The organism is Methylobacterium sp. E-005, from assembly GCF_022829725.1.
Taxonomy (GTDB): Bacteria; Pseudomonadota; Alphaproteobacteria; order Rhizobiales; family Beijerinckiaceae; genus Methylobacterium.
The window spans coordinates 185,721-205,583 of record NZ_JAKSYG010000240.1 but is presented as its reverse complement, the minus strand read 5'-3'; the positions used below and the strand labels follow the sequence as shown (position 1 = coordinate 205,583).

The following is a 19,863-nucleotide window of genomic DNA, read 5'->3' as shown; positions in this document are numbered from 1 at the left end:
CCGCAGCCTGCGACAAGACGACAAATTTCCTCAGCTTCCTCACGATGCGCGGACGCGCCGCCCTTTACGGACACCTGGCCACGGCGGCAGATACGCCGGTTCTGAGGCTTTGGAGACAGGTATGGACATTCAGCGGATCGAGCCAGGCAAGCGCATGGCGCAGGCCGTGACCTTCGGCGACATGGTCTACCTCGCCGGGCAGGTCGCCTCCGACACGGTCGGGACCGGGGTGACGATCCAGACCCAGCAGATCCTGTCCGAGATCGACCGGCTGCTGGCCGCTGCGGGCAGCGACAAGGCGCGCATCCTGTCGGCCACCGTCTACCTCGCCGATATCGCGACCTTCGCGGAGATGAACGCCGCCTGGGATGCCTGGGTGTCCCCGGAGAACCCCCCGGCCCGCGCCACCGTCGAGGCCAAGCTCGCCGCCCCCGAATATCTCGTGGAGATCGTCGTCGTGGCCGCGAGGAGTCGGTGAGCTTTCCCCGCCGCTCCATCCTGGCGGCCGCCTCCCTCGCCGTCCTGGCGGCGCTGGGCGCCGCCGCGATGCCCCGGGCCGCGGAGGAGCGGGTCCTCAACATCTACAACTGGTCGGACTATATCGACCCGCAGGTGCTCGAAGCCTTCACCCGGGAGACCGGCATCAAGGTCGTCTACGACACCTACGACAACAACGAGATCCTGGAGACGAAGCTGCTGGCGGGCCGTTCGGGCTACGACCTCGTCGTCCCGTCCGGGCCCTACCTGCAGCGGCTGATCCGGGCCGGCGCCTTCCTGCCCCTCGACAAGTCCAAGCTGAAGAACCTCGGCAACCTCTGGCCGGAGGTCACGAGCCGGCTTGCCGCCTACGATCCAGGCAACACCTACGCTGTCGACTACATGTGGGGCACCACCGGGATCGGCTACAACGTCGCCGCCGTGCGTGACCGCCTTGGCGCCGGCGCGGCGGTGAACTCCTGGAATCTCGTCCTCAATCCCGCCTCCGCCAACAGGCTCAAGGATTGCGGGATCATGATGCTCGACAGCCCGGAGGACCTGATCCCCAGCATGCTGCCGGCCTTCGGCGCCAAGGCGGATTCCAAGCGCTGGGACGACATGACCCTGGTCACCGACGCCCTGTACAAGGTCCGCGGGACCGTGCGGAAGTTCCACTCGTCGGAATACATCCAAGCGCTCGCCAACGGCGATATCTGCGTGGCGGTGGGCTATTCGGGGGACGTGATGCAGGCCAAGCGCCGGGCCGACGAGGCCAAGAACGGGATCGACATCGCCTACGTGGTTCCCAAGGAAGGCGCGCTGATGTGGTTCGATACCTTCGCGATCCCGAAGGATGCCGCCCACCCGGCCGAAGCGCTCGCCTTCATCGACTACATGATGCGGCCCGAGGTGGCGGCGGCCAACAGCAACTTCGTGTCCTATGCGAGCGGCAATCTCGCGGCGAAGAAATTCGTGAAGCCCGAGATCCTGAACAATCCCGGCATCTACCCGGACGAGGCGACGATGCAGCGCCTCTCGACCAACACCGCCTGGGACGACCGCACGCAGCGCTTCGTCACCCGGCTCTGGACTCGGGTCCGGACCGGGCGCTGAGCGGGGAGCCGGCGCGCCGGCTCCCCCTTCTCCGGGCGCCCTAGTGCTTGAGGTCGTCCGGAACCTTGCCGCCGTTCTCGGCGAGCTTCTGCATCACCTGCTTGTGCAGCCAGATGTTCATCGTGGCCGAATCGTCCTTGTCGCCGGTGTAGTGCAGCTCGTCGGCGAGCTGCTTGCGCGAGGCCAGGCCCGAATCGAGGCCCAGCAGCTTCATCAGGTCGACGATGGAATGACGCCAGTCGAGCGTCTGCGGATTCTTCTCGGCGAGGCTGGTGAGCACCGCCGCGACGTCCACGGGCTCGCTGCCGCCCGCGGTTCCGGGAGCCGAAGGTGTGGACGGGGTGCTCGTACCCGCGGGGCCGCCCGAGCCGGCTGTGGGCGCAGGCGCGGCATCCGCGGTCCCGCCGCCGAACGGGTGGAGGATCTTGCCGACGATGCTGCCGAGGAGGCTCATAAGTCCGCTCCGATAATACGGCCCGGCCTGACGTGCCGGGCGGGCGTTTAACGGGCGGTTCCAGCTTGGCGTTCCGACGCGGCCGCCACGACTCGATCACCGCCGCGCGGATTCTAGCCGTGAGCGCGGTGAAGTGCGATGCCGAGCAGGCTCAAGCCGAGCACGAGGCACACGCCGCTCCAGCGCTCCAGAGTGGCGGCCCGGGCGGGATCCTGGAGTGAGATGCGTGCGAGGGCCACACCGCTGATCAAACACATCAAGCTCATCACGACGACCAGCGTACTCCCCTGAATCCGAAATTGGTTCGCGTAGCCATAATCAGTTTTCGTGCTTATGCGAGTCAAAAAAACGCGTAGTCAATTTGGGTTAAGACAATTGCCGGAGGCGGGTTGCGAGATCCTGCTCTGGGCGGCAAGGCGATGATCTGAAGTTGTAGTACCGAGGCGCCTGCAACTGTGAAATTCGTGTCATGATCAGGGGCAATCTCATGATCGTATAATATAACTTGTAGTAGATTTATTGGGCTTTCCTTCGTCGATGATTGATGGCCATGCGTATGGGTGCAGCCAGGAACGGCGGCAGGCCAGATTTCGATCCCTCACAAAACTGGGATCTAGACCCGATCAAACAGGGTGGAGACGAGCGTGGCGTACTCGTCCGCCACGGTCCCGGGCGGTTCTCCACGCCCGGCGCGGCTGTACCAGTAGCGCGCATTCACGGCATCGCCCTCGATGCGGTGGAGATGGGCATGCACCCAGGCCGCATCGCGGTCCGGTTCCGCCTGCACGAGGGCGTGGGCCTGCTCCCAGCCGGTTGAGCCCGGTCCGGACGGGGCTCTGGCCAGCCACCAGAGCGCGGCCAGCGGTGCGGGCCAGGTCGCCGGAGGCGCGTCCGCGATCAGGGTTGCCGTGAAGGCGGCGGCCGTCTCAGCGGTAGGCTGGCACTGCGTCATGGCGCTCTCCTCGCGTCCCGCCGCCGTCTCAGCGTCGAGCGGCGCGCTCCGGCGGCCAGCGGCCCCGGCGCTGGCGGGCGGACCATGCGTAGCGGGCATCACCGTCGAGGCAGTCGAGATGGTCCGACAGGCGGTTGCGTTCAAGCCAGCCGAGCGCGGCCTCCAACTCGGGCAGGGTCATGGTCGCCCGACCCTTGCCGAGCACGCGCTTGAGGACGGCATTGTAGCGATGGGCGAGGTTGCTGCCGCGGGGCACCCGCAGGGAGGCCTCGTCCTCCACCGCCTGGGCCGCCACCGCGGCGGCAAGAAGCTGGCGCAATGTCCGCTCGGTGACCGACGGCAACTCGGGCGCCGGTGCGGCCGGGGCGGGCTCGACGAGCCGTGGGCGCAGCAGCGCGTAGCGCAGGCCGATCGCGTTGCTCTCCAGGGGCGTGATCCCGGCGGGCTCGTCATCATCGCGCCACCGTGTCCGCTCGGGGACGACGGCGCTGACCGGCCGCTCCCGCCGCGGCCGGATGCTGCTGCCCTGCTCGGTCTCCAGCTCCAGCCGGAACCGGGCGAAGAGCGGGTCGTCGGGATGGAAGACCAGCGCCTGCTGGGTATCGTAGGCGCCGGCATGGGGGTCGACCCGGGTCGCCCGGGCCAGCATCTGCTCCAGCCAGGGGCGCGAGCGGATATGGGTGAGGGCCGCCACCACGGCGACCTCGGGGGCGTCGAGCCCCTCATAGGCCATCGCCACCGTCACGAGGATCGCGGGCTCCGGCGTCAGGCGGAAGGCGGCCAGCGCCGCATGGGCATCCCCCTGGCCGGAGGTGGCCAGCCGCACGTCGCGTGCCCCCTGCCCCGCCGGCATCCAGCCCCGGAGGGTTTCCAGATAGGCACGGGCACTGGCCTGATCCGGCGCCACCACGAGGAGCTTGCCGAGGCCCCGCACCGGCTCGCCGGGCGGCAGATCGCGCTCGGCCCGGCGGCGGGCGCGCAGGCGCTTCGTGGCGTGGAACGCCTCGCTCAGGAGATCCCGGGCGAAGCCGGTGCGCAAAGCCGTGAACAGGGCCGGCCGGGTGGTGACGCGGACGGACCCGGCACCCAGGCGGTGCGGCCCGACCCGGGGGCTGTCCCCGGCAATCCGGCCGCCCTCCAGCCAGCTCGCCTCGCCGTCGATCGCCCCGAAGGTCACCGGCAGCACCGCCCGCTCGGCCAGCGCCTGGGCCCGGGAATAGCCGATCACCGCGAGGCCCGGGGCGTCGAGATCGAGTTCGGGCCCGCGCCCCAGCGCGGCCGGGCGGTAAGGCAGGCCGAGGATGCGCTTGCCGTCGGCTCGCTCCAGCGTCCCGGACAGGTAGAGGCGGTAAGCAGCCGCCTCCATCACGGGAAGCATCGCCCGGGACCACGCCCCGGCCTCCGCATCCTCGGCGGAGGCCTCCTCCGCCCCCGGCTTGCCGGGCGCCGGCAGGTGGTGGACCTCGTCGATCACCAGCAGGGTGCGGTGCGCCTGCGCCTCCGCGCGGTGGAGGGCCGGGGCGGCGGCGACGGCCTGATAGGTGGTGATGTAGCCGGCGAGGCCCCGGGCGGGATCGCGCTCGTTGTCGGCGGCGCGGACGCTCAAGGCATGCCCGAAGGTGGCCCGCCAGAGCGGGTCGACGAAAGCCTCCTCGGCCTGGAGGCGCAGCGAGTCCCGCGGCACCACCCAGACCACGCGCTCCACCAGACCCGCCGCGATCAGCCGATGCGCGGCGATCACCGGCAGCAGCGACTTGCCGCCGCCGGGCGTCACCGCCGCCAGGATATCGCGAATATGGCCCGCCTCCCCGCTCGCCATGGCCGCCACCAGGGCCATCAGCGTGCGCTGGTGCGACCGCAGGGACGGGGGGGGACGGGTCAATGGCTGGCGAAGCAGGGCGACATCCACGCAAAGTGGCCGATCGCGATTCCTTTGTGAATCCCTTCCGGCGCGGAACGTTCGCGTTTTCTTCCGGGTGGGTGGTCGGGTCGCCTATCCGCGGAGCGGCTCCGCACAGTCCGTTGCCGGATCGGTGCACGAGACACGTTGACACCCGGCCCACCCCTCACCATAAGGGCGCCGCGGGCCAAAACGCCCGCCTTGGGGGAATGTCCCGAGCGGCAAAGGGGGCGGACTGTAAATCCGCTGCGTAAGCTTCGTAGGTTCGAGTCCTACTTCCCCCACCAAGATCTTCCCGATCCCGTCAGCCCTGTTTCGCCAGCGCCGCCTCGATGCGCGCCGCGGCGGCGGCGGAAAAGCCCTTCCCTTCGAGCCCCTGCCCCGCGGCCGCCTGGCCCGTGAGGCTGCGGCGCTTGCCCGCCGGCAGATGCGCCTTGCGCAGGGCATGCGAGTCCCGGTGGCTGGCATGGGTGATGGCAATCGCCAGCGCGTCGGCGGCGTCGGCCACGCGGAACTCGGCCTTCGGCAACAGGAACCGTACCATCGCCTGGATCTGCACCTTCTCGGCATGGCCGGAGCCCGCCACGGTCTTCTTGATCAGGTTGGCGGCGTATTCGAACACCGGCAGCCCGGCGAGCGCCGGCACCACCAGCGCCATGGCGCGGGCATGGCCGAGCTTCAGCGTCGCCTGCGCGTCCTTGTTGACGAAGGTCTCCTCCACGGCGACCTCGTCGGGGTGCTGGCCCTCGACGATGCGGCTGATCCCCTCGAACAGCTCGCGCAGGCGCAGGGCCAGGGGCAGGTCGCCATCCGAGGTGACCACGCCGCAGGCGCCGTAGGTGAGCTTGGTCCCCTGTGCGGTGATCAAACCCCAGCCGGTGCGGCGGAGCCCGGGATCGATCCCGAGGATGCGGACGGGGCTGGTCATGATGCTCCACAGGTCGACGAACAGCTCGACGAACGGCCCGAGGCTGCCGTACGTATCGTGAACGCTTGGTTTCACCAAACTGCGTTTCCCGCGAGGACGATCATGAGCACGGACGCCCCAATCAGCCGCTTCCCGGTGCCGAAACTCGCCGATATGCCGGAGGATCTGCGCGCCCGCATCGCCCTGGTGCAGGAGAAGGCGGGCTTCGTGCCCAACGTCTTCCTGGCGCTGGCGCATCGCCCGGAGGAGTTCCGCGCCTTCATGGCCTATCACGACGCGCTGATGGACCGCCCCGGCGGCCTGACCAAGGCCGAGCGCGAGATGATCGTGGTGGCGACCAGCGCGGCCAACGACTGCCTGTACTGCGTCGTCGCCCACGGAGCGATCCTGCGGGTCCGGGCCAAGGATCCAAGGATCGCCGACCAGATCGCGGTGAACTACGCCAAGGCCGACGTCACCCCGCGCCAGCGGGCCATGCTGGATTTCGCCGTGAAGGTCGCGACCCGCTCTCAAGTTGTCGGCGCGGAGGATCACGCGACGCTGGCAGCGCACGGGTTCAGTCCGGACGACATCTGGGACATCGCGTCCATCACCGCCCTGTTCGCCCTGTCGAACCGGATCGCCAGCGTGGCGGATCTGCGCCCGAACGACGAATTCTACGCGATGGGCCGCTGAGTCAGGGCCGGCGACCGAAGAGGATGATCGCCGTGCCGACGAGGCAGATTGCGGCCCCCGTGAGATCCCACCGGTCCGGCCGCTGGCCCTCCGCGAGGCACATCCAGGCGACCGAGGCGGCGATATAGACGCCGCCATAGGCCGCGAAGGCCCGCCCCGCCGCCGGGCTGTCCACCAGGGTCAGCAGGCAGGCGAACAGCGCGAGCGAGGCGAGGCCCGGCAGCACCCACAGAGGCGAGCGCCCGAGCCGGAGCCACGACCAGAACGCGAAGCATCCGGCGATCTCCGCGAGGGCGGCGCCGGCATAGGCGAGGAGGGTCATCGGCGAAGCTTGGCACGGCACCGCGTACGACGCGAGCTTTGCGCCGGACCGGGGGCCGGCGTTAAGTCTGTGGCAAGGCTGATCCGGTCGAGTGGCACCATGGGCGCGCCTCACACCACCGACGAGTGTCTGCTGTTTCCCGGCGATGCGCGCCTGCGCGCCGTCGTCCTCGCGTGGCTCGACGGGCTGGCGCGCGAGCGGCGGATGTCGCCCAACACCGTCGAGGCCTATGGGCGCGACCTGCGCCAGTTCCTTGAACATCTCGGGGGGCGACTGGGCACGCCGACCATTCCGATGCTGGTCGCCCTGAAGGTGCGTGACATCCGCGCCTTCATGGCGGCGCGCCGGGCCGACGAGGTGTCGGGGCGCTCGCTGATGCGCATGCTGGCGGGGCTGCGCTCCTTCGCGCGCTTCCTGGAGCGCGAGGGTCATGGCACCGTCTCCGCACTCGGCGGCGTGCGCTCGCCAAAAGTCCCGCGGCGGCTGCCCCGGCCCCTGCCGGTCTCCGCCGCGGTAGCGCTCACCGATACGGGGATCCGTGCCGGCGAGGAGCGCGAACCCTGGGTGCTCGCCCGGGATGCCGCCGTGCTGGCCCTGCTCTACGGCGCCGGCCTGCGTATCTCGGAAGCCCTGGGCCTCACCCGCCGCGATGCCCCGCTGCCGGGCGTCGATCAGGTCACCGTGCTGGGCAAGGGTGGCAAGGAGCGCATGGTGCCGATCCTGCCGGTCGTCGCGCAGGCGGTGGCCGACTACGTCGCCGCCTGCCCGCTGCCGCTGCTGCCGGAGGGCCCCCTGTTCGTCGGCGCCCGCGGCGGCCCGCTCTCGCCCCGGATCATCCAGTACACGGTCGCCCGCGCCCGAGGCGCCCTCGGCCTGCCGGAGAGTGCCACCCCCCACGCCCTGCGCCACTCCTTCGCGACCCATCTCCTGGCCCGCCAGGGCGAGCTGCGCGCAATCCAGGAACTGCTTGGTCACGCCTCCCTGTCGACCACGCAGCTCTACACCCAGGTCGACGCCGCCCGGCTGATGAGCGCCTATGCAGCCGCGCATCCGCGCGCTGGACGCTAATCTAGATTGCAATTGCTTCACATTTAGCGGCAATTCGTCGCTAGAAAGATAAGCTCAGCGGCTAGATCCCGTGAATATCCATTTTCTTTAAGGGCTTCGTCACCATCTGCGCCCAGTCTGACCGATACGGGATGGGTCTGCGCGGACGGTCGTAATGGAGCTTGCGGAGGCGCGGACGCCCACACAGGTCGTGATCGCGGATTGTGACGCGGGCCGCCGGGCGGTGCTCAGTGAGGTCGTCCGACGCTTCGAGGCCGGGGCGGTGATCCACGAGGCGACCTCTGGTCAGGCCCTGTGCGACATCCTCCTCCGGCACCGCCCGAGCCTAGCCTTCGTCGGCCTCCAGCTGGAGGATCTGAGCGGACCCGAAGCGGTCGCGGTGGCGCGGCGCGCGGGGGCTGAGCCGCCCTGCCTCGTTCTGGTCGCCAACCGGGTTCTGGCCCAGTGGCAGGAGATCGCCACCAGTCTCGGCGCCTATGAGGTGCTGAAGACGCCCCTCGACCCGAACCATATCGAGCCCTTGCTCCACGCCAACGCGCGCCGCCGGGCGCCGACGCGGGCGCTGCTGGCCTGCTCGTCCCCGGCCGGGCGCTCGGCGATCAGCCGCGTCGTGGCCCGGAGCGGTTTCACGATCGAACTCGACGAGACCGATGACGGCCGACACGCCCTCAAGCAGCTCAAGCACGCGGCCTACGACTTCGCCTTCATCGACGTGAAGCTCGCCGGCATCGACGGGCTCGAACTCGCCTGCCAGATCCAGCCCCTGGGTCTGGCCACCCGCATCACGCTGCTGACCACCGCCGAGTTGGAGTCGGTCGCCCAGGCGGGCCGCTATTTCGGTGTCGATGCGGTGCTGCGGATGCCGTTCTACGCCCGCGACATCGACCTCGCCCTGCACAACGCCCTTGGCCTGCGCCGGCCGTATCTGCTGAACGCCCTCACGGCTCCGCCGGCGCCGAGCGCGCTGCTGCGGATCGCGGATCTACCGAACCCGCGCCGCAAGATCGCCTGATCCTGGTTTCGAAAGGTCGAGACCTTTCGCGGGTCCAGGGCAGAGCCCTGGAACGCGTCAGGGCCTTGCCCTGACAACCCACCAAAGGGCTCGCCCTTTGGAAACCCGGCTTTCAGACGTGGATGGCGCGCTTGTTCACCGCCAGCGCGGCTTCCTTCACGGCCTCGGTCAGCGTCGGGTGCGCGTGGCAGGTGCGGGCGATGTCCTCGGACGAGGCGCCGAACTCCATCGCCACCGCCACCTCGGCGATCAGGTTGCCGGCATCGGCGCCGACGATGTGAACGCCGAGCACCCGGTCGGTCTTGGCATCGGCCAGCACCTTCACGAAGCCGTCCGTGGTGCCGTTGGCCTTGGCGCGGCCGTTCGCGGTGAAGGGGAATTTGCCGGCGTTGTAGGCGATGCCGTCCTTCGTCAATTCCTCCTCGGTCTTGCCCACCGAGGCGACCTCCGGGAAGGTGTAGACCACGTTCGGGATCACGCCGTAATTCACGTGGCCCGACTGACCGGCCAGCATCTCGGCCACCGCGACGCCCTCGTCCTCCGCCTTGTGGGCGAGCATCGGGCCGGCGATCACGTCGCCGATGGCATAGATGCCGGTGACGTTGGTGGCGTAGTGCGAATCCGTCTGGATCCGGCCCTTGTCGTCCCGCTGGACGCCGACCGTGTCGAGGCCCAGACCCTCCGTGTAGGGCACCCGGCCGATCGCCACGAGCACCACGTCCGCCTGAAGCGTCTCGGCCTCGCCGCCCGCGGCCGGCTCGACGGTGACGCTGGCCCCGCCCTTCTTGCCGACCTCGACGCCCGTCACCTTGGTGGACAGCTTGAAGGCGATGCCCTGCTTGGTCAGGATCCGCTGGAACTGCTTGCCGACCTCGCCGTCCATCCCGGGCAGCACCCGGTCGAGATACTCGACCACGGTCACCTCGGAGCCGAGCCGGCGCCAGACGGAGCCCAGCTCCAGCCCGATCACGCCGGCGCCGATGACGAGGAGCTTCTTCGGTACCCGGTCGAGTTCGAGGGCGCCGGTCGAGGAGACCACGACCTTCTCGTCAATGGAGACGCCCGGCAGGCGCGTGACGTCCGAGCCGGTGGCGATGACGATGCTCTTGGTCTCGAGCATCTGGTTGCCGCCATCCTCGGCGATCACCTCGACCCGGCCGGCGCCGGCGATCCGGCCGGTGCCGTGGAAGGTCTCGACCTTGTTCTTCTTGAGCAGGAACTCGACGCCCTTGGTGTTGCCGGCCACACCCTCGGCCTTGAACGACATCATCTTCTTCAGGTCGAGCTTCGGCGTGCCGACATCGATGCCGAGATCGGCGAAGTGCTTGTTGGCCTCCTCGAAGGCCTCGGAGGCGTGAAGCAGCGCCTTCGACGGGATGCAGCCGACGTTGAGGCAGGTGCCGCCATGGGTGGCGCGCTTCTCGACCACGGCGGTGCGCAGGCCGAGCTGCGCCGCGCGGATCGCGCAGACATAGCCGCCGGGGCCGGTGCCGATGACGACGAGATCGTAGGACATAGAGCTTCGCTTCCGGTCAGTCGTGCCGCGTACGGGACGGGCAGGGAAAGTCAGGTCGGGATCAGCGGCCGCCGCCGATATCGAGGATGGCGCCCGTGGTGTAGGAGGCCTCGTCCGAGAGGAGCCACACGATCGGCGCGGCGACCTCCTCGGCGGTGCCGGCCCGGCCCATCGGGACGGCGGGGCCGAGGCGCTCCACCCGGTCGGGCTCGCCGCCGCTGGCGTGGATATCGGTGGCGATGATGCCGGGCGCCACCGCGTTGACGCGGATCCCCTCCCCGGCAACCTCGCGGGCGAGGCCGATGGTCAGGGAGTCGATCGCGCCCTTGGAGGCGGCATAGTCCACGAACTGGCCGGGGCCGCCGAGGCGCGCCGCCACCGAGGACAGGTTGACGATCGCGCCCCCGGCCCCGCCGCGCTTGGTCGACATCCGCCGTACCGCCTCGCGGGCGCAGAGGAAGCTGCCGACCACATTGGTGTTCATCATCCGCTGGAGCCGGGCGAGGCTCATATCGGCGACGTCGGACTTCACGTCGACCACGCCGGCATTGTTGACCAAAGCCGCGAGGCGTCCGAGCCCGTCGGCCGCCTGGAACAGGGCGATCACGTCGGCCTCGCTGCCGACATCGCCCTTCACGGCGCGCGCTTGCCCGCCCTTGGCGGTGATCGCGTCGACCACGGCTTGCGCTGCGGCGGCATCCGAGACGTAGCTCAGGCAGACCGCGTAGCCGCGCTCGGCCAGGAGCAGCGACACAGCCCGGCCGATGCCGCGGCTGCCGCCGGTGACGATGGCGACTTTGGGCCCGTTGATCGGATCACTCATGCGGCTGCGATGCGCTCCCTCTCGAACCGGTCTGCCAACGTCTCCACGATCTGGGTCTCGATCCGGATCCGCGCTGCGTCGGGACAGAAATCGATCTCCTGTCCCTCAGTGTCGAGGTTCCACCCGAAGGTCCGGCCGTGCTCGCCGACCGCAACCGCTCGGAAACAGGCTTCGTCCTTCAGCGGCGCGAAGACAGGTCCGTCGGTGATCAGATTGGACAGGTCGAGAACACCTGCGACACCGTCATCGAACGTGATGCGGAGCGTCGGATAATCCAAGGCCTCTACGGCGGCGATCCGATGTTGTGTCACGCGATCATCCCCCCGCTGTAGCGTCCGGCCCTGATCTCCCGCCAGATGTAGGCGACTTCCTCGCGGTTGGCAGCCAGCCACGTCTGGATCGTCTTCAGTTTCGCGCGCGACAGCGTTCCGCTGAGAACTTCTCCGGTGGCGATCGAAAGCTTGGCTTCCTGGCCGGCAAACAGCGCGTGCAGATGCGGAGGCAGATGATCGTTGGAGGAAGATCACGATTCGAACTCCCTCAACGATGGCGATGGTCGGCATCGATCAGCCGCCTTCCGATCGATGCCGCGATCGGGGGTGTCTCCTTACAGATCCAGCACGAGCCGTGCCGGATCCTCCAGCGCCTCCTTGACCCGCACCAGGAAGGTCACGGCCTCCTTACCGTCGACGATGCGATGGTCGTACGACAGGGCGAGGTACATCATCGGCCGCGCCTCGATCTTGCCGGCGCGGACCACTGGGCGCTCCTCGATGCGGTGCATGCCGAGGATGCCCGATTGCGGCGCGTTGAGGATCGGCGTCGACATCAGCGAGCCGTAGATGCCGCCGTTGGTGATCGTGAAGGTGCCGCCCTGCATCTCCTCGATGGAGAGCTTGCCGTCGCGCGCCTTCTTGCCGAAGCCCGCGATGGTCTTCTCGATCCCGGCGATGGAGAGGTCGTCGGCGTTGCGCACCACCGGCACGACGAGGCCCTTATCGGTGCCGACTGCGATGCCGATGTGGTAGTAGTTCTTGTAGACGAGATCCTGGCCGTCGATCTCGGCGTTGACCGCCGGCACGTCCTTGAGGGCGCCGATCACCGCCTTGGTGAAGAAGCCCATGAAGCCGAGCTTCGTGCCGTGCTTCTTCTCGAAGATGTCCTTGTACTGGCTGCGCATCGCCATCACGGCCGACATGTCGACGTCGTTGAACGTCGTCAGCATCGCCGCCGTGTCCTGGGCGTCCTTGAGGCGGCGCGCGATGGTCTGGCGCAGCTTCGTCATGCGCACGCGCTCCTCGCGCGACGCATCGTCCGGCGCCGAGGGCGCGCGCGGCAGGGTCGGGCGGGCCTCCTTGGCGGGGGCCGCCGACGGCCCCTTGGCGATGGCGCCGAGCATGTCGCCCTTGGTGACGCGGCCATCCTTGCCGGAGCCGTTCACGCCCGACGGGTCGACCCCGGATTCGCGGGCGAGCTTGGCCACCGCCGGGCCGTTGTCGCCGACCGGGCGCTGCTGGGTCGCCGGGGCTCCCGCCTCGCCGTGGTTGCCGTAGCCGGCGGAGGATTCCTGGGCCGGGGCCTCGGCCTTGGCGGGGGATGCGGCCTTCGGGGCCTCGCTCCGGCTCTCGGCCTTGGTCTCGGCGGCCTTCGGAGCCGCCTTCTTGGCCGGCGCCGCGCCCGCGCCGGCCTCGACGATCGAGCCGAGCAGGGCGCCGGGCTCCACGGTCTCGCCGTCCTTCACCAGGATCTCGCCGAGCTGGCCGGCCGCCGGGGCGTTGACCTCCAGGGTCACCTTGTCGGTCTCGAGCTCGACGATCGGCTCGTCGGCCGCAACGATGTCGCCGGGCTTCTTGAACCAGCGGCCGATGGTGGCCTCGCTGACGGATTCGCCGAGCGTGGGGACGAGGATGTCGGTAGCCATGGGTCTCGCACTTCCGGATCGGTTGGGCCGTGCCGGACGGCCTGGACAGTAAGGGCGGCGGCCCGTGTGAGCCGCCGCCGCGTTCCCAAAAAGATCAGACGGCCAGGGCCTCGTTGAGGAAGGCCTGGAGCTGCGCCTGGTGCTTCGACATCTGGCCGACCGCGGTCGAGGCCGAGGCCGGACGGCCGACGTAGCGGGCGCGCTTCACCGCGGAGCCGGCCTGGCCGAGCACCCATTCGAGGTAGGGCTCGACGAAGGCCCAGGCGCCCATGTTCTTGGGCTCTTCCTGGCACCAGATCACGTCGGCGTTGCGGAAGCGGCCCATCTCGTTGGCCAAAGCCTTGAGCGGGAACGGGTAGAGCTGCTCGACGCGCATCAGGTAGATGTCGTTGAGGCCGCGCTTCTCCCGCTCCTCCAGCAGGTCGTAATAGACCTTGCCGGAGCACAGCACGACGCGGCGGATCTTGTCGTCGCGCACCAGCTTGTTCTGCGCGCCCTCCTCCTCGGCGTCGTCCCAGAGGACGCGATGGAAGGTCGAGCCCTCCGCCAGGGCGGCAAGGTTCGACACGGCCCGCTTGTGGCGCAGCAGCGACTTCGGCGTCATCAGAATCAGCGGCTTGCGGAAGTCCCGCTTCAGCTGCCGGCGCAGGATGTGGAAGTAGTTCGCCGGCGTCGTGACGTTGGCGACCTGCATGTTGTCCTCGGCGCAGGCCTGGAGGTAGCGCTCCAGGCGGGCGGAGGAGTGCTCAGGCCCCTGTCCCTCGTAGCCGTGCGGCAGCAGCAGCACGAGGCCGGACATGCGCAGCCACTTGCGCTCGCCGGAGGCGATGAACTGGTCGATCACCACCTGGGCGCCGTTGGCGAAGTCGCCGAACTGCGCCTCCCACAGCACCAGGGCGTTCGGCTCGGCCAGCGAGTAGCCGTACTCGAAGCCCAGAACCGCCTCCTCGGAGAGCATCGAGTTGATGATCTCGATCGAGGCCTGCCCCTCGCGGATCGCGTTCAGCGGCGTGAAGCGCTGCTCGTTCTCCTGATCGATCACGACGGCGTGGCGCTGCGAGAAGGTGCCGCGCTCGACATCCTGGCCCGAGAGCCGGACCCGGTTGCCGTCGAGCAGCGTCGCGCCGAAGGCCAGCGCCTCGGCGGTCGCCCAATCGACCCCCGTTCCGGTTTCCACCGCCTTGGCGCGGTTGTCCATGAAGCGCTGGATCGTGCGGTGCAGGTGGAAGCCCGGGGGCACCTGCGTGATCTTCCGCCCGATCTCCTGCAGGGTCTCGGTCGGTACCGCGGTGCGGCCACGGCGCGGGTCGTCCACGTCCTCGTGGACCGCCTTCACGCCGGACCAGCGGCCGTCGAGCCAATCGGCCTTGTTGGCTTTGTAATTGTTAGCGACATCGAGCTCGGTATCGAGCAATTGCCGGAACTCGGCCTTGCGGGCGTCCAGCGCCTCCTGGGTGACGGAGCTGTTCTCGACCAGCTTGCGGCCGTAGGTCTCCAGCACCGACGGATGCTTGCGGATCCGCTGATACATCTTCGGCTGCGTGAAGGCCGGCTCGTCGCCCTCGTTGTGGCCGAAGCGGCGGTAGCACAGCATGTCGATCACGACCGGCTTGCCGAATTTTTGCCGATACTCCACCGCGACCTTGGCGGCGAAGGTAACGGCCTCGGGGTCGTCGCCGTTGCAGTGGAAGATCGGCGCCTCGACCATCTTGGCAACGTCGGACGGGTACGGCGACGAGCGCGAGAAGCGCGGATCGGTGGTGAAGCCGATCTGGTTGTTGATGATGAAGTGGATCGAGCCGCCGGTACGGTGGCCTTTCAGGCCCGACAGGCCGAAGCACTCCGCCACCACGCCCTGGCCCGCGAAGGCGGCATCGCCGTGGATGAGGAGCGGCAGCACCGTGCGGCGCTCGATGTTGGGCTTGGCCCACTGGTCCTGCTTGGCACGGACCTTACCGAGCACCACCGGATCGACGATCTCCAGGTGCGACGGGTTGGCGGTGAGCGACAGGTGGACGTTGTTGCCGTCGAAGGCGCGGTCCGACGACGCGCCGAGATGGTACTTCACGTCGCCCGAGCCCTCGACCTCGGCCGGGGACGACGAACCGCCCTTGAACTCGTGGAACACCGCCCGGAAAGGCTTGGCCATCACGGTGGTCAGCACGTTGAGCCGGCCGCGATGGGCCATGCCGAGCACGATCTCGCGCACGCCAAGCGCGCCGCCGCGCTTGATGATCTGCTCCATCGCCGGGATCATCGACTCGCCGCCGTCGAGACCGAAGCGCTTGGTGCCGGTGTACTTGAGATCGAGGAATTTCTCGAAGCCTTCGGCCTCGATCAGCTTGTTGAGGATCGCGCGGCGCCCCTCGGGGGTGAAGGAAATCTCCTTGTCCTTGCCCTCGATGCGCTCCTGGATCCACGCCTTCTCGGCCGGATCGGAGATGTGCATGAACTCGACGCCGAGCGTCTGGCAGTAGGTCCGCTCCAGGATGTCGACGATCTCGCGGATCGTGCCGAACTGGAGGCCGAGCACGTTGTCGAGGAAGATCGGCCGGTCCCAGTCGGCCTCCTCGGTGAAGCCGTAATGCTGCGGGTGCAGCTCCTCGTGGTCGCCGCGCGGCGCGAGGCCCAGCGGGTCGAGCTTGGCGTGCAGGTGGCCGCGCATGCGGTAGGAGCGGATCAGCATGATCGCCCGGACCGAATCCTTGGTGGCCTGCTCCACCGAGACGCCGGTCGTCGCGGTGACGCTGTCCTGCGGCTTGCCGGGCTTGGCCTCCTTGGCCTCCCGGGCGACGATCCGGTCGCCGACCGCCTTCTCCAGCGCACCCCAATTGCCGTCCAGCGCCGAGACCAGCTCGCCGTTCAGCGGCACCGGCCAGTTCGGCTTTTCCCAGGAGGCGCCGGCCGCGTTCTTCTCGACAAGCGTCTCGTCCTCGCCGAGCCCCTTGAAGAAATTCTGCCATTCCGGATCCACCGAGGCCGGGTTGCGGGCGTAAGCCGCCTGCAATTCCTCGATGTAGGCGGCATTGGCGCCGTAGAGGAACGAGGTTTCGAGGAGCGCTTCGTTCACGTCCTGGCGTGCCATGGTGCGTCCATCCTGTCGCGCGGGCAGGAGCCCTGCCCTTCAGGCTCTCCGTCAGCGCGGCGGATCGCCTTCAAACCGAAGCGAGGCGGGTAACCGCCCCGCTAAAATCTTCACCACACCCGATATGGGCGTTGCGGCCCTGCGATGGCCGCAACGCAGGCGTGTCGAGCCTCAGCCCTTGAGAACCTCGACAAGCGTCGATCCCAGCCGGGCCGGCGACGGCGACACGCGGATGCCCGCGGCCTCCATGGCGGCGATCTTGTCCTCGGCACCACCCTTGCCGCCCGAGATGATCGCGCCGGCATGGCCCATGCGGCGGCCCGGGGGCGCCGTGCGGCCCGCGATGAAGCCGACCATCGGCTTCTTGCGGCCGCGCTTGGCTTCGTCCGCCAGGAACTGCGCGGCCTCTTCCTCGGCCGAGCCGCCGATCTCGCCGATCATCACGATCGACTCGGTCTTCGGATCGGCCAGGAACAGCTCCAGCACGTCGATGAACTCGGTGCCCTTCACCGGGTCGCCGCCGATGCCCACCGCCGTGGTCTGGCCGAGGCCGGCATTGGAGGTCTGGAACACCGCCTCGTAGGTCAGCGTGCCCGAGCGGGAGACGATGCCGACGGAGCCGGGCCGGAAGATGTTGGCCGGCATGATGCCGATCTTCGACTCGCCCGCCGTGACGATGCCGGGGCAGTTCGGCCCGACGAGGCGCGACTTCGAGCCCGTCAGCGCCCGCTTCACCCGCACCATGTCGAGCACCGGAATGCCCTCCGTGATGCAGACGATCAGCGGCACTTCGGCGGCAATCGCCTCGCAGATCGCGTCCGCCGCGCCGGGCGGCGGCACGTAGACCACCGAGGCCTCGGCACCCGTGGCCTCGCGGGCCTCCGCCACCGTGTCGAACACCGGCAGGCCGAGATGGGTCGAGCCGCCCTTACCGGGGCTCGTGCCGCCGACCATCTTGGTGCCGTACGCGATGGCCTGCTCGGAGTGGAAGGTCCCGTTCTTGCCGGTGAAACCCTGGCAGATGACCTTGGTGTTGGCGTCGATCATCACCGACATGATCAGGCTCCCTTCACGGCGGCGACGATCTTCTGGGCGGCGTCGTCGAGGTCGTCCGCCGGGATCACGTTGAGGCCGGAATTGCGGATGATGGCCTTGCCCTGCTCGACGTTGGTGCCCTCGAGGCGCACCACCAGCGGCACCTGCAGGCCCACCGCCTTGACGGCCGCGATCACGCCGTTGGCGATCACGTCGCACTTCATGATCCCGCCGAAGATGTTGACGAGGATCCCCTTCACGTTCGGATCGGCGGTGATGATCTTGAACGCCGCCGTGACCTTCTCCTCGGAGGCGCCGCCGCCGACATCCAAAAAGTTCGCCGGCTCCTCGCCGTAGAGCTTGATGATGTCGAGGGTCGCCATGGCGAGGCCGGCGCCATTGACCATGCAGCCGATCGTGCCGTCGAGGGCGATATAGGCGAGGTCGTATTTCGACGCCTCGATCTCCTTGGCGTCCTCCTCGGTCTCGTCGCGCAGCGCGACGATGTCGGGATGCCGGTAGAGGGCGTTCGAGTCGAACGAGATCTTAGCATCGAGGCACTTGAGATGGCCGTCGGCCGTGAGCACCAAAGGATTGATCTCCAGCATGCTCATGTCCTTCGACACGAACGCCGCGTAGAGTTTTTCCGTCAGCGACGCGGCCTCCTTGGCCTGTGCGCCGGTGAGGCCCAGCGCCTTGGCGACGGCGCGGCCGTGATGGGGCATCACGCCTGTGGCCGGATCGACCGCGATCGTGTGGATCTTCTCGGGCGTGTCGTGGGCGACCGCTTCGATATCCATGCCGCCCTCGGTGGAGACCACGAAGGCGACCCCGCCGGTGACACGGTCGACCAGCATGGAGAGGTAGAATTCCTCGGCGATCTGGGCGCCTTCCTCGATGTAGAGGCGGTTCACCTGCTTGCCGGCCGGGCCGGTCTGGATCGTCACCAGGGTCTGGCCGAGCATCTCGCCGGCATATTGCGTCACCTCGTCGATCGACTTGGTGACCCGCACGCCGCCCTTGGCACCCTCGGGGGCGCCCTTGAAGGTCCCCTTGCCGCGGCCGCCCGCGTGGATCTGGCTCTTCACGACCCAGACCGGGCCGCCGAGCTCCTTGGCGGCGGCCTCGGCCTCCGACGGGTTGAAGATCGGCACGCCGCGGGAGACGGGCAGGCCGAACTCCTTCAGCACGGCCTTGGCCTGGTATTCGTGGATGTTCATCGGGACCTCGTAGGGAGGAGCGAATAGGGAGTAGCGAGTAGCGAATAGTTCGAGTGAAGCGAGCGGACCAGCGGGGGCCTGTTCGCTCCTCCCTATTCGCTATTCGCTCTGAATTACGCCAGCGAAGCGTCGACGCCCTTGCAGGCCTCGATCAGGCCCGTCACCGAGGCGACCGACTTGTCGAACATCGCCTTCTCGGCGGCATCGAAGGTCACTTCGAGGACGCGCTCCACGCCGTTGGCACCGATCACGATCGGCACGCCGATGAACATGCCGGTCACGCCGTACTGGCCGTCGAGATAGGCCGCGCAGGGCAGGACCCGCTTCTTGTCGCGCAGGTAGCTCTCGGCCATGGCGATGGCGGAGGCGGCGGGCGCGTAGAAGGCCGAGCCGGTCTTGAGCAGGTTGACGATCTCGCCACCGCCCTTGCGGGTGCGGTCGACCATGGCGTCGAGCTTCTCCTGGGTGGTCCAGCCGAGCTTGACGAGGTCGGTCAGCGGCACGCCCGCGACCGTGGAGTAGCGGGTCAGCGGCACCATGTCGTCGCCGTGACCGCCGAGCACGAAGGCGGTGACGTCCTCGACCGAGACCTTGAACTCCTCCGCGAGGAAGTGGCGGAAGCGGGCCGAGTCGAGCACGCCGGCCATGCCGACGATCTTGTTGGTCGGCAATCCGGAAAACTTCTGCAGCGCCCAGACCATCGCGTCGAGCGGGTTGGTGATGCAGATCACGAAGGCGTCCGGCGCGTAGGCCTTGATGCCCTCGCCCACCGCCTGCATGACCTTCAGGTTGATGCCGATCAGGTCGTCGCGGCTCATGCCGGGCTTGCGCGGCACGCCGGCGGTGACGATCACCACATCGGCGTCCTTGATCGCCGAATAGTCGCTCGCGCCCGCGTAGGTCGCGTCGAACCCCTCGACCGGGGCGGCCTCGGCGATGTCGAGCGCCTTGCCCTGCGGCACGCCGTCGACGATGTCGAACAGCACCACGTCCCCGAGATCCTTGAGGCCGGCCAGGAGGGCCAGGGTGCCGCCGATCTGGCCGGCGCCGATGAGGGCGATCTTGTTGCGCGCCATGTCGGATTCGTCTCCGCTGCGGGTCGAGGTCGATGCTGCGTCGGGCGAGGCCGGGGCTGTTCGTCAGCCGGTTGCGGGACCGGATTCGCCGCTGTGAAATCTGCGCGGCTGTGTGGCCGAAAAGCACCGCCGCTTCAACCCGATCTGGGGCGTGCAGGCACCTCATCCTTGAGGCCGGGACGGCCGTACGGGCGGCCGTGCCTATCGGGAAAGATCAACGTCGCGAAGGTTTTAGGTGCACCGCACCCAATCGCCAGCGGGCTGCAAAGCTCGGATGACAGATGTG

General features: G+C 68.5%; 20 protein-coding genes and 1 tRNA gene. 6 read left to right on the top strand and 15 right to left on the bottom strand.

From position 1 onward, the window contains the following. The first annotated feature begins 121 nt into the window (after positions 1–121). Together MKK88_RS30540 and MKK88_RS30535 are read left to right on the top strand one after the other, a co-directional pair. A complete protein-coding gene (locus MKK88_RS30540) occupies positions 122–478 on the top strand; it encodes a RidA family protein (RefSeq protein ID WP_244006939.1) in 357 nt (118 codons plus the stop codon). 68 nt (positions 479–546) lie between these two features. Then, positions 547–1,590: a polyamine ABC transporter substrate-binding protein gene (locus MKK88_RS30535; protein ID WP_244007011.1), complete on the top strand. Its 1,044-nt coding sequence runs from the start codon at positions 547–549 to the stop codon at positions 1,588–1,590. 40 nt (positions 1,591–1,630) lie between these two features. Here MKK88_RS30535 and MKK88_RS30530 read toward each other — a convergent pair whose 3' ends face one another. The 4 genes from MKK88_RS30530 to MKK88_RS30515 all read right to left on the bottom strand — a co-directional run bounded on the left by MKK88_RS30530 (position 1,631) and on the right by MKK88_RS30515 (position 4,878). Next, complete coding sequence (locus MKK88_RS30530) at positions 1,631–2,044, bottom strand: DUF3597 domain-containing protein (protein WP_244006937.1); 414 nt, start codon at positions 2,042–2,044, stop codon at positions 1,631–1,633. Between the two features lie 113 nt (positions 2,045–2,157). After that, complete coding sequence (locus MKK88_RS30525) at positions 2,158–2,301, bottom strand: hypothetical protein (protein WP_244006934.1); 144 nt, start codon at positions 2,299–2,301, stop codon at positions 2,158–2,160. A 356-nt stretch (positions 2,302–2,657) separates the two neighbouring features. Beyond that, positions 2,658–2,996 carry a hypothetical protein gene (locus tag MKK88_RS30520; protein ID WP_244006932.1) on the bottom strand — a complete coding sequence of 113 codons (339 nt, stop codon included), beginning with the start codon at positions 2,994–2,996 and terminating at the stop codon, positions 2,658–2,660. Between the two features lie 28 nt (positions 2,997–3,024). Further along, positions 3,025–4,878 (bottom strand): DEAD/DEAH box helicase, encoded by a 1,854-nt coding sequence (locus tag MKK88_RS30515; RefSeq protein ID WP_244006926.1) that lies wholly within the window; start codon positions 4,876–4,878, stop codon positions 3,025–3,027. A gap of 221 nt (positions 4,879–5,099) precedes the next feature. On the opposite strand from MKK88_RS30515, the gene MKK88_RS30510 reads away from it, so the two are divergent. Beyond that, a tRNA-Tyr gene (locus MKK88_RS30510) sits at positions 5,100–5,183 on the top strand. A gap of 17 nt (positions 5,184–5,200) precedes the next feature. Here MKK88_RS30510 and ruvC read toward each other — a convergent pair. After that, positions 5,201–5,824 carry a crossover junction endodeoxyribonuclease RuvC gene (gene ruvC, locus MKK88_RS30505; RefSeq protein WP_244007009.1) on the bottom strand — a complete coding sequence of 208 codons (624 nt, stop codon included), beginning with the start codon at positions 5,822–5,824 and terminating at the stop codon, positions 5,201–5,203. A gap of 102 nt (positions 5,825–5,926) precedes the next feature. On the opposite strand from ruvC, the gene MKK88_RS30500 reads away from it, so the two are divergent. Then, complete coding sequence (locus MKK88_RS30500; RefSeq protein ID WP_244006924.1) at positions 5,927–6,499, top strand: peroxidase-related enzyme; 573 nt, start codon at positions 5,927–5,929, stop codon at positions 6,497–6,499. A 1-nt stretch (position 6,500) separates the two neighbouring features. On the opposite strand, the gene MKK88_RS30495 is transcribed toward MKK88_RS30500, so the two are convergent. Beyond that, positions 6,501–6,821: a YnfA family protein gene (locus tag MKK88_RS30495; RefSeq protein WP_244006922.1), complete on the bottom strand. Its 321-nt coding sequence runs from the start codon at positions 6,819–6,821 to the stop codon at positions 6,501–6,503. A 99-nt stretch (positions 6,822–6,920) separates the two neighbouring features. On the opposite strand from MKK88_RS30495, the gene MKK88_RS30490 reads away from it, so the two are divergent. Together MKK88_RS30490 and MKK88_RS30485 are read left to right on the top strand one after the other, a co-directional pair. Beyond that, positions 6,921–7,889 carry a tyrosine recombinase XerC gene (locus MKK88_RS30490; RefSeq protein ID WP_244006920.1) on the top strand — a complete coding sequence of 323 codons (969 nt, stop codon included), beginning with the start codon at positions 6,921–6,923 and terminating at the stop codon, positions 7,887–7,889. Between the two features lie 154 nt (positions 7,890–8,043). Further along, positions 8,044–8,901, top strand: coding sequence for a response regulator (locus MKK88_RS30485; protein ID WP_244006918.1), 858 nt, complete (start codon positions 8,044–8,046; stop codon positions 8,899–8,901). 112 nt (positions 8,902–9,013) lie between these two features. On the opposite strand, the gene lpdA is transcribed toward MKK88_RS30485, so the two are convergent. From lpdA to mdh, 9 genes are all read right to left on the bottom strand, one after another. Next, positions 9,014–10,417, bottom strand: coding sequence for a dihydrolipoyl dehydrogenase (gene lpdA, locus MKK88_RS30480; protein WP_244006912.1), 1,404 nt, complete (start codon positions 10,415–10,417; stop codon positions 9,014–9,016). Positions 10,418–10,478: 61 nt separating this feature from the next. Next, complete coding sequence (locus tag MKK88_RS30475; RefSeq protein ID WP_244006910.1) at positions 10,479–11,240, bottom strand: SDR family oxidoreductase; 762 nt, start codon at positions 11,238–11,240, stop codon at positions 10,479–10,481. Then, on the bottom strand, positions 11,237–11,551 hold the full coding sequence (locus tag MKK88_RS34175) for a DUF2442 domain-containing protein (RefSeq protein ID WP_244006909.1): 315 nt from the start codon (positions 11,549–11,551) through the stop codon (positions 11,237–11,239). The genes MKK88_RS30475 and MKK88_RS34175 overlap by 4 nt, the downstream gene beginning before the upstream one ends. After that, positions 11,548–11,745, bottom strand: coding sequence for a DUF4160 domain-containing protein (locus tag MKK88_RS34350; protein WP_409566735.1), 198 nt, complete (start codon positions 11,743–11,745; stop codon positions 11,548–11,550). Before MKK88_RS34350 ends, MKK88_RS34175 begins: the two co-directional genes overlap by 4 nt. 102 nt (positions 11,746–11,847) lie before the next feature. Beyond that, positions 11,848–13,161, bottom strand: coding sequence for a 2-oxoglutarate dehydrogenase complex dihydrolipoyllysine-residue succinyltransferase (gene odhB / locus MKK88_RS30465; RefSeq protein ID WP_244006907.1), 1,314 nt, complete (start codon positions 13,159–13,161; stop codon positions 11,848–11,850). Positions 13,162–13,255: 94 nt separating this feature from the next. After that, positions 13,256–16,246 carry a 2-oxoglutarate dehydrogenase E1 component gene (locus tag MKK88_RS30460; RefSeq protein ID WP_244006905.1) on the bottom strand — a complete coding sequence of 997 codons (2,991 nt, stop codon included), beginning with the start codon at positions 16,244–16,246 and terminating at the stop codon, positions 13,256–13,258. 171 nt (positions 16,247–16,417) lie between these two features. Next, positions 16,418–17,302: a succinate--CoA ligase subunit alpha gene (sucD, locus tag MKK88_RS30455; protein WP_244006903.1), complete on the bottom strand. Its 885-nt coding sequence runs from the start codon at positions 17,300–17,302 to the stop codon at positions 16,418–16,420. A 2-nt stretch (positions 17,303–17,304) separates the two neighbouring features. Further along, positions 17,305–18,501 carry an ADP-forming succinate--CoA ligase subunit beta gene (gene sucC / locus MKK88_RS30450; protein WP_244006897.1) on the bottom strand — a complete coding sequence of 399 codons (1,197 nt, stop codon included), beginning with the start codon at positions 18,499–18,501 and terminating at the stop codon, positions 17,305–17,307. Between the two features lie 113 nt (positions 18,502–18,614). Beyond that, the gene (gene mdh / locus MKK88_RS30445; RefSeq protein WP_244006895.1) at positions 18,615–19,577 is read right to left on the bottom strand and encodes a malate dehydrogenase; all 963 of its coding nucleotides are present in this window, start codon (positions 19,575–19,577) and stop codon (positions 18,615–18,617) included. Between the last annotated feature and the right edge of the window lie 286 nt (positions 19,578–19,863).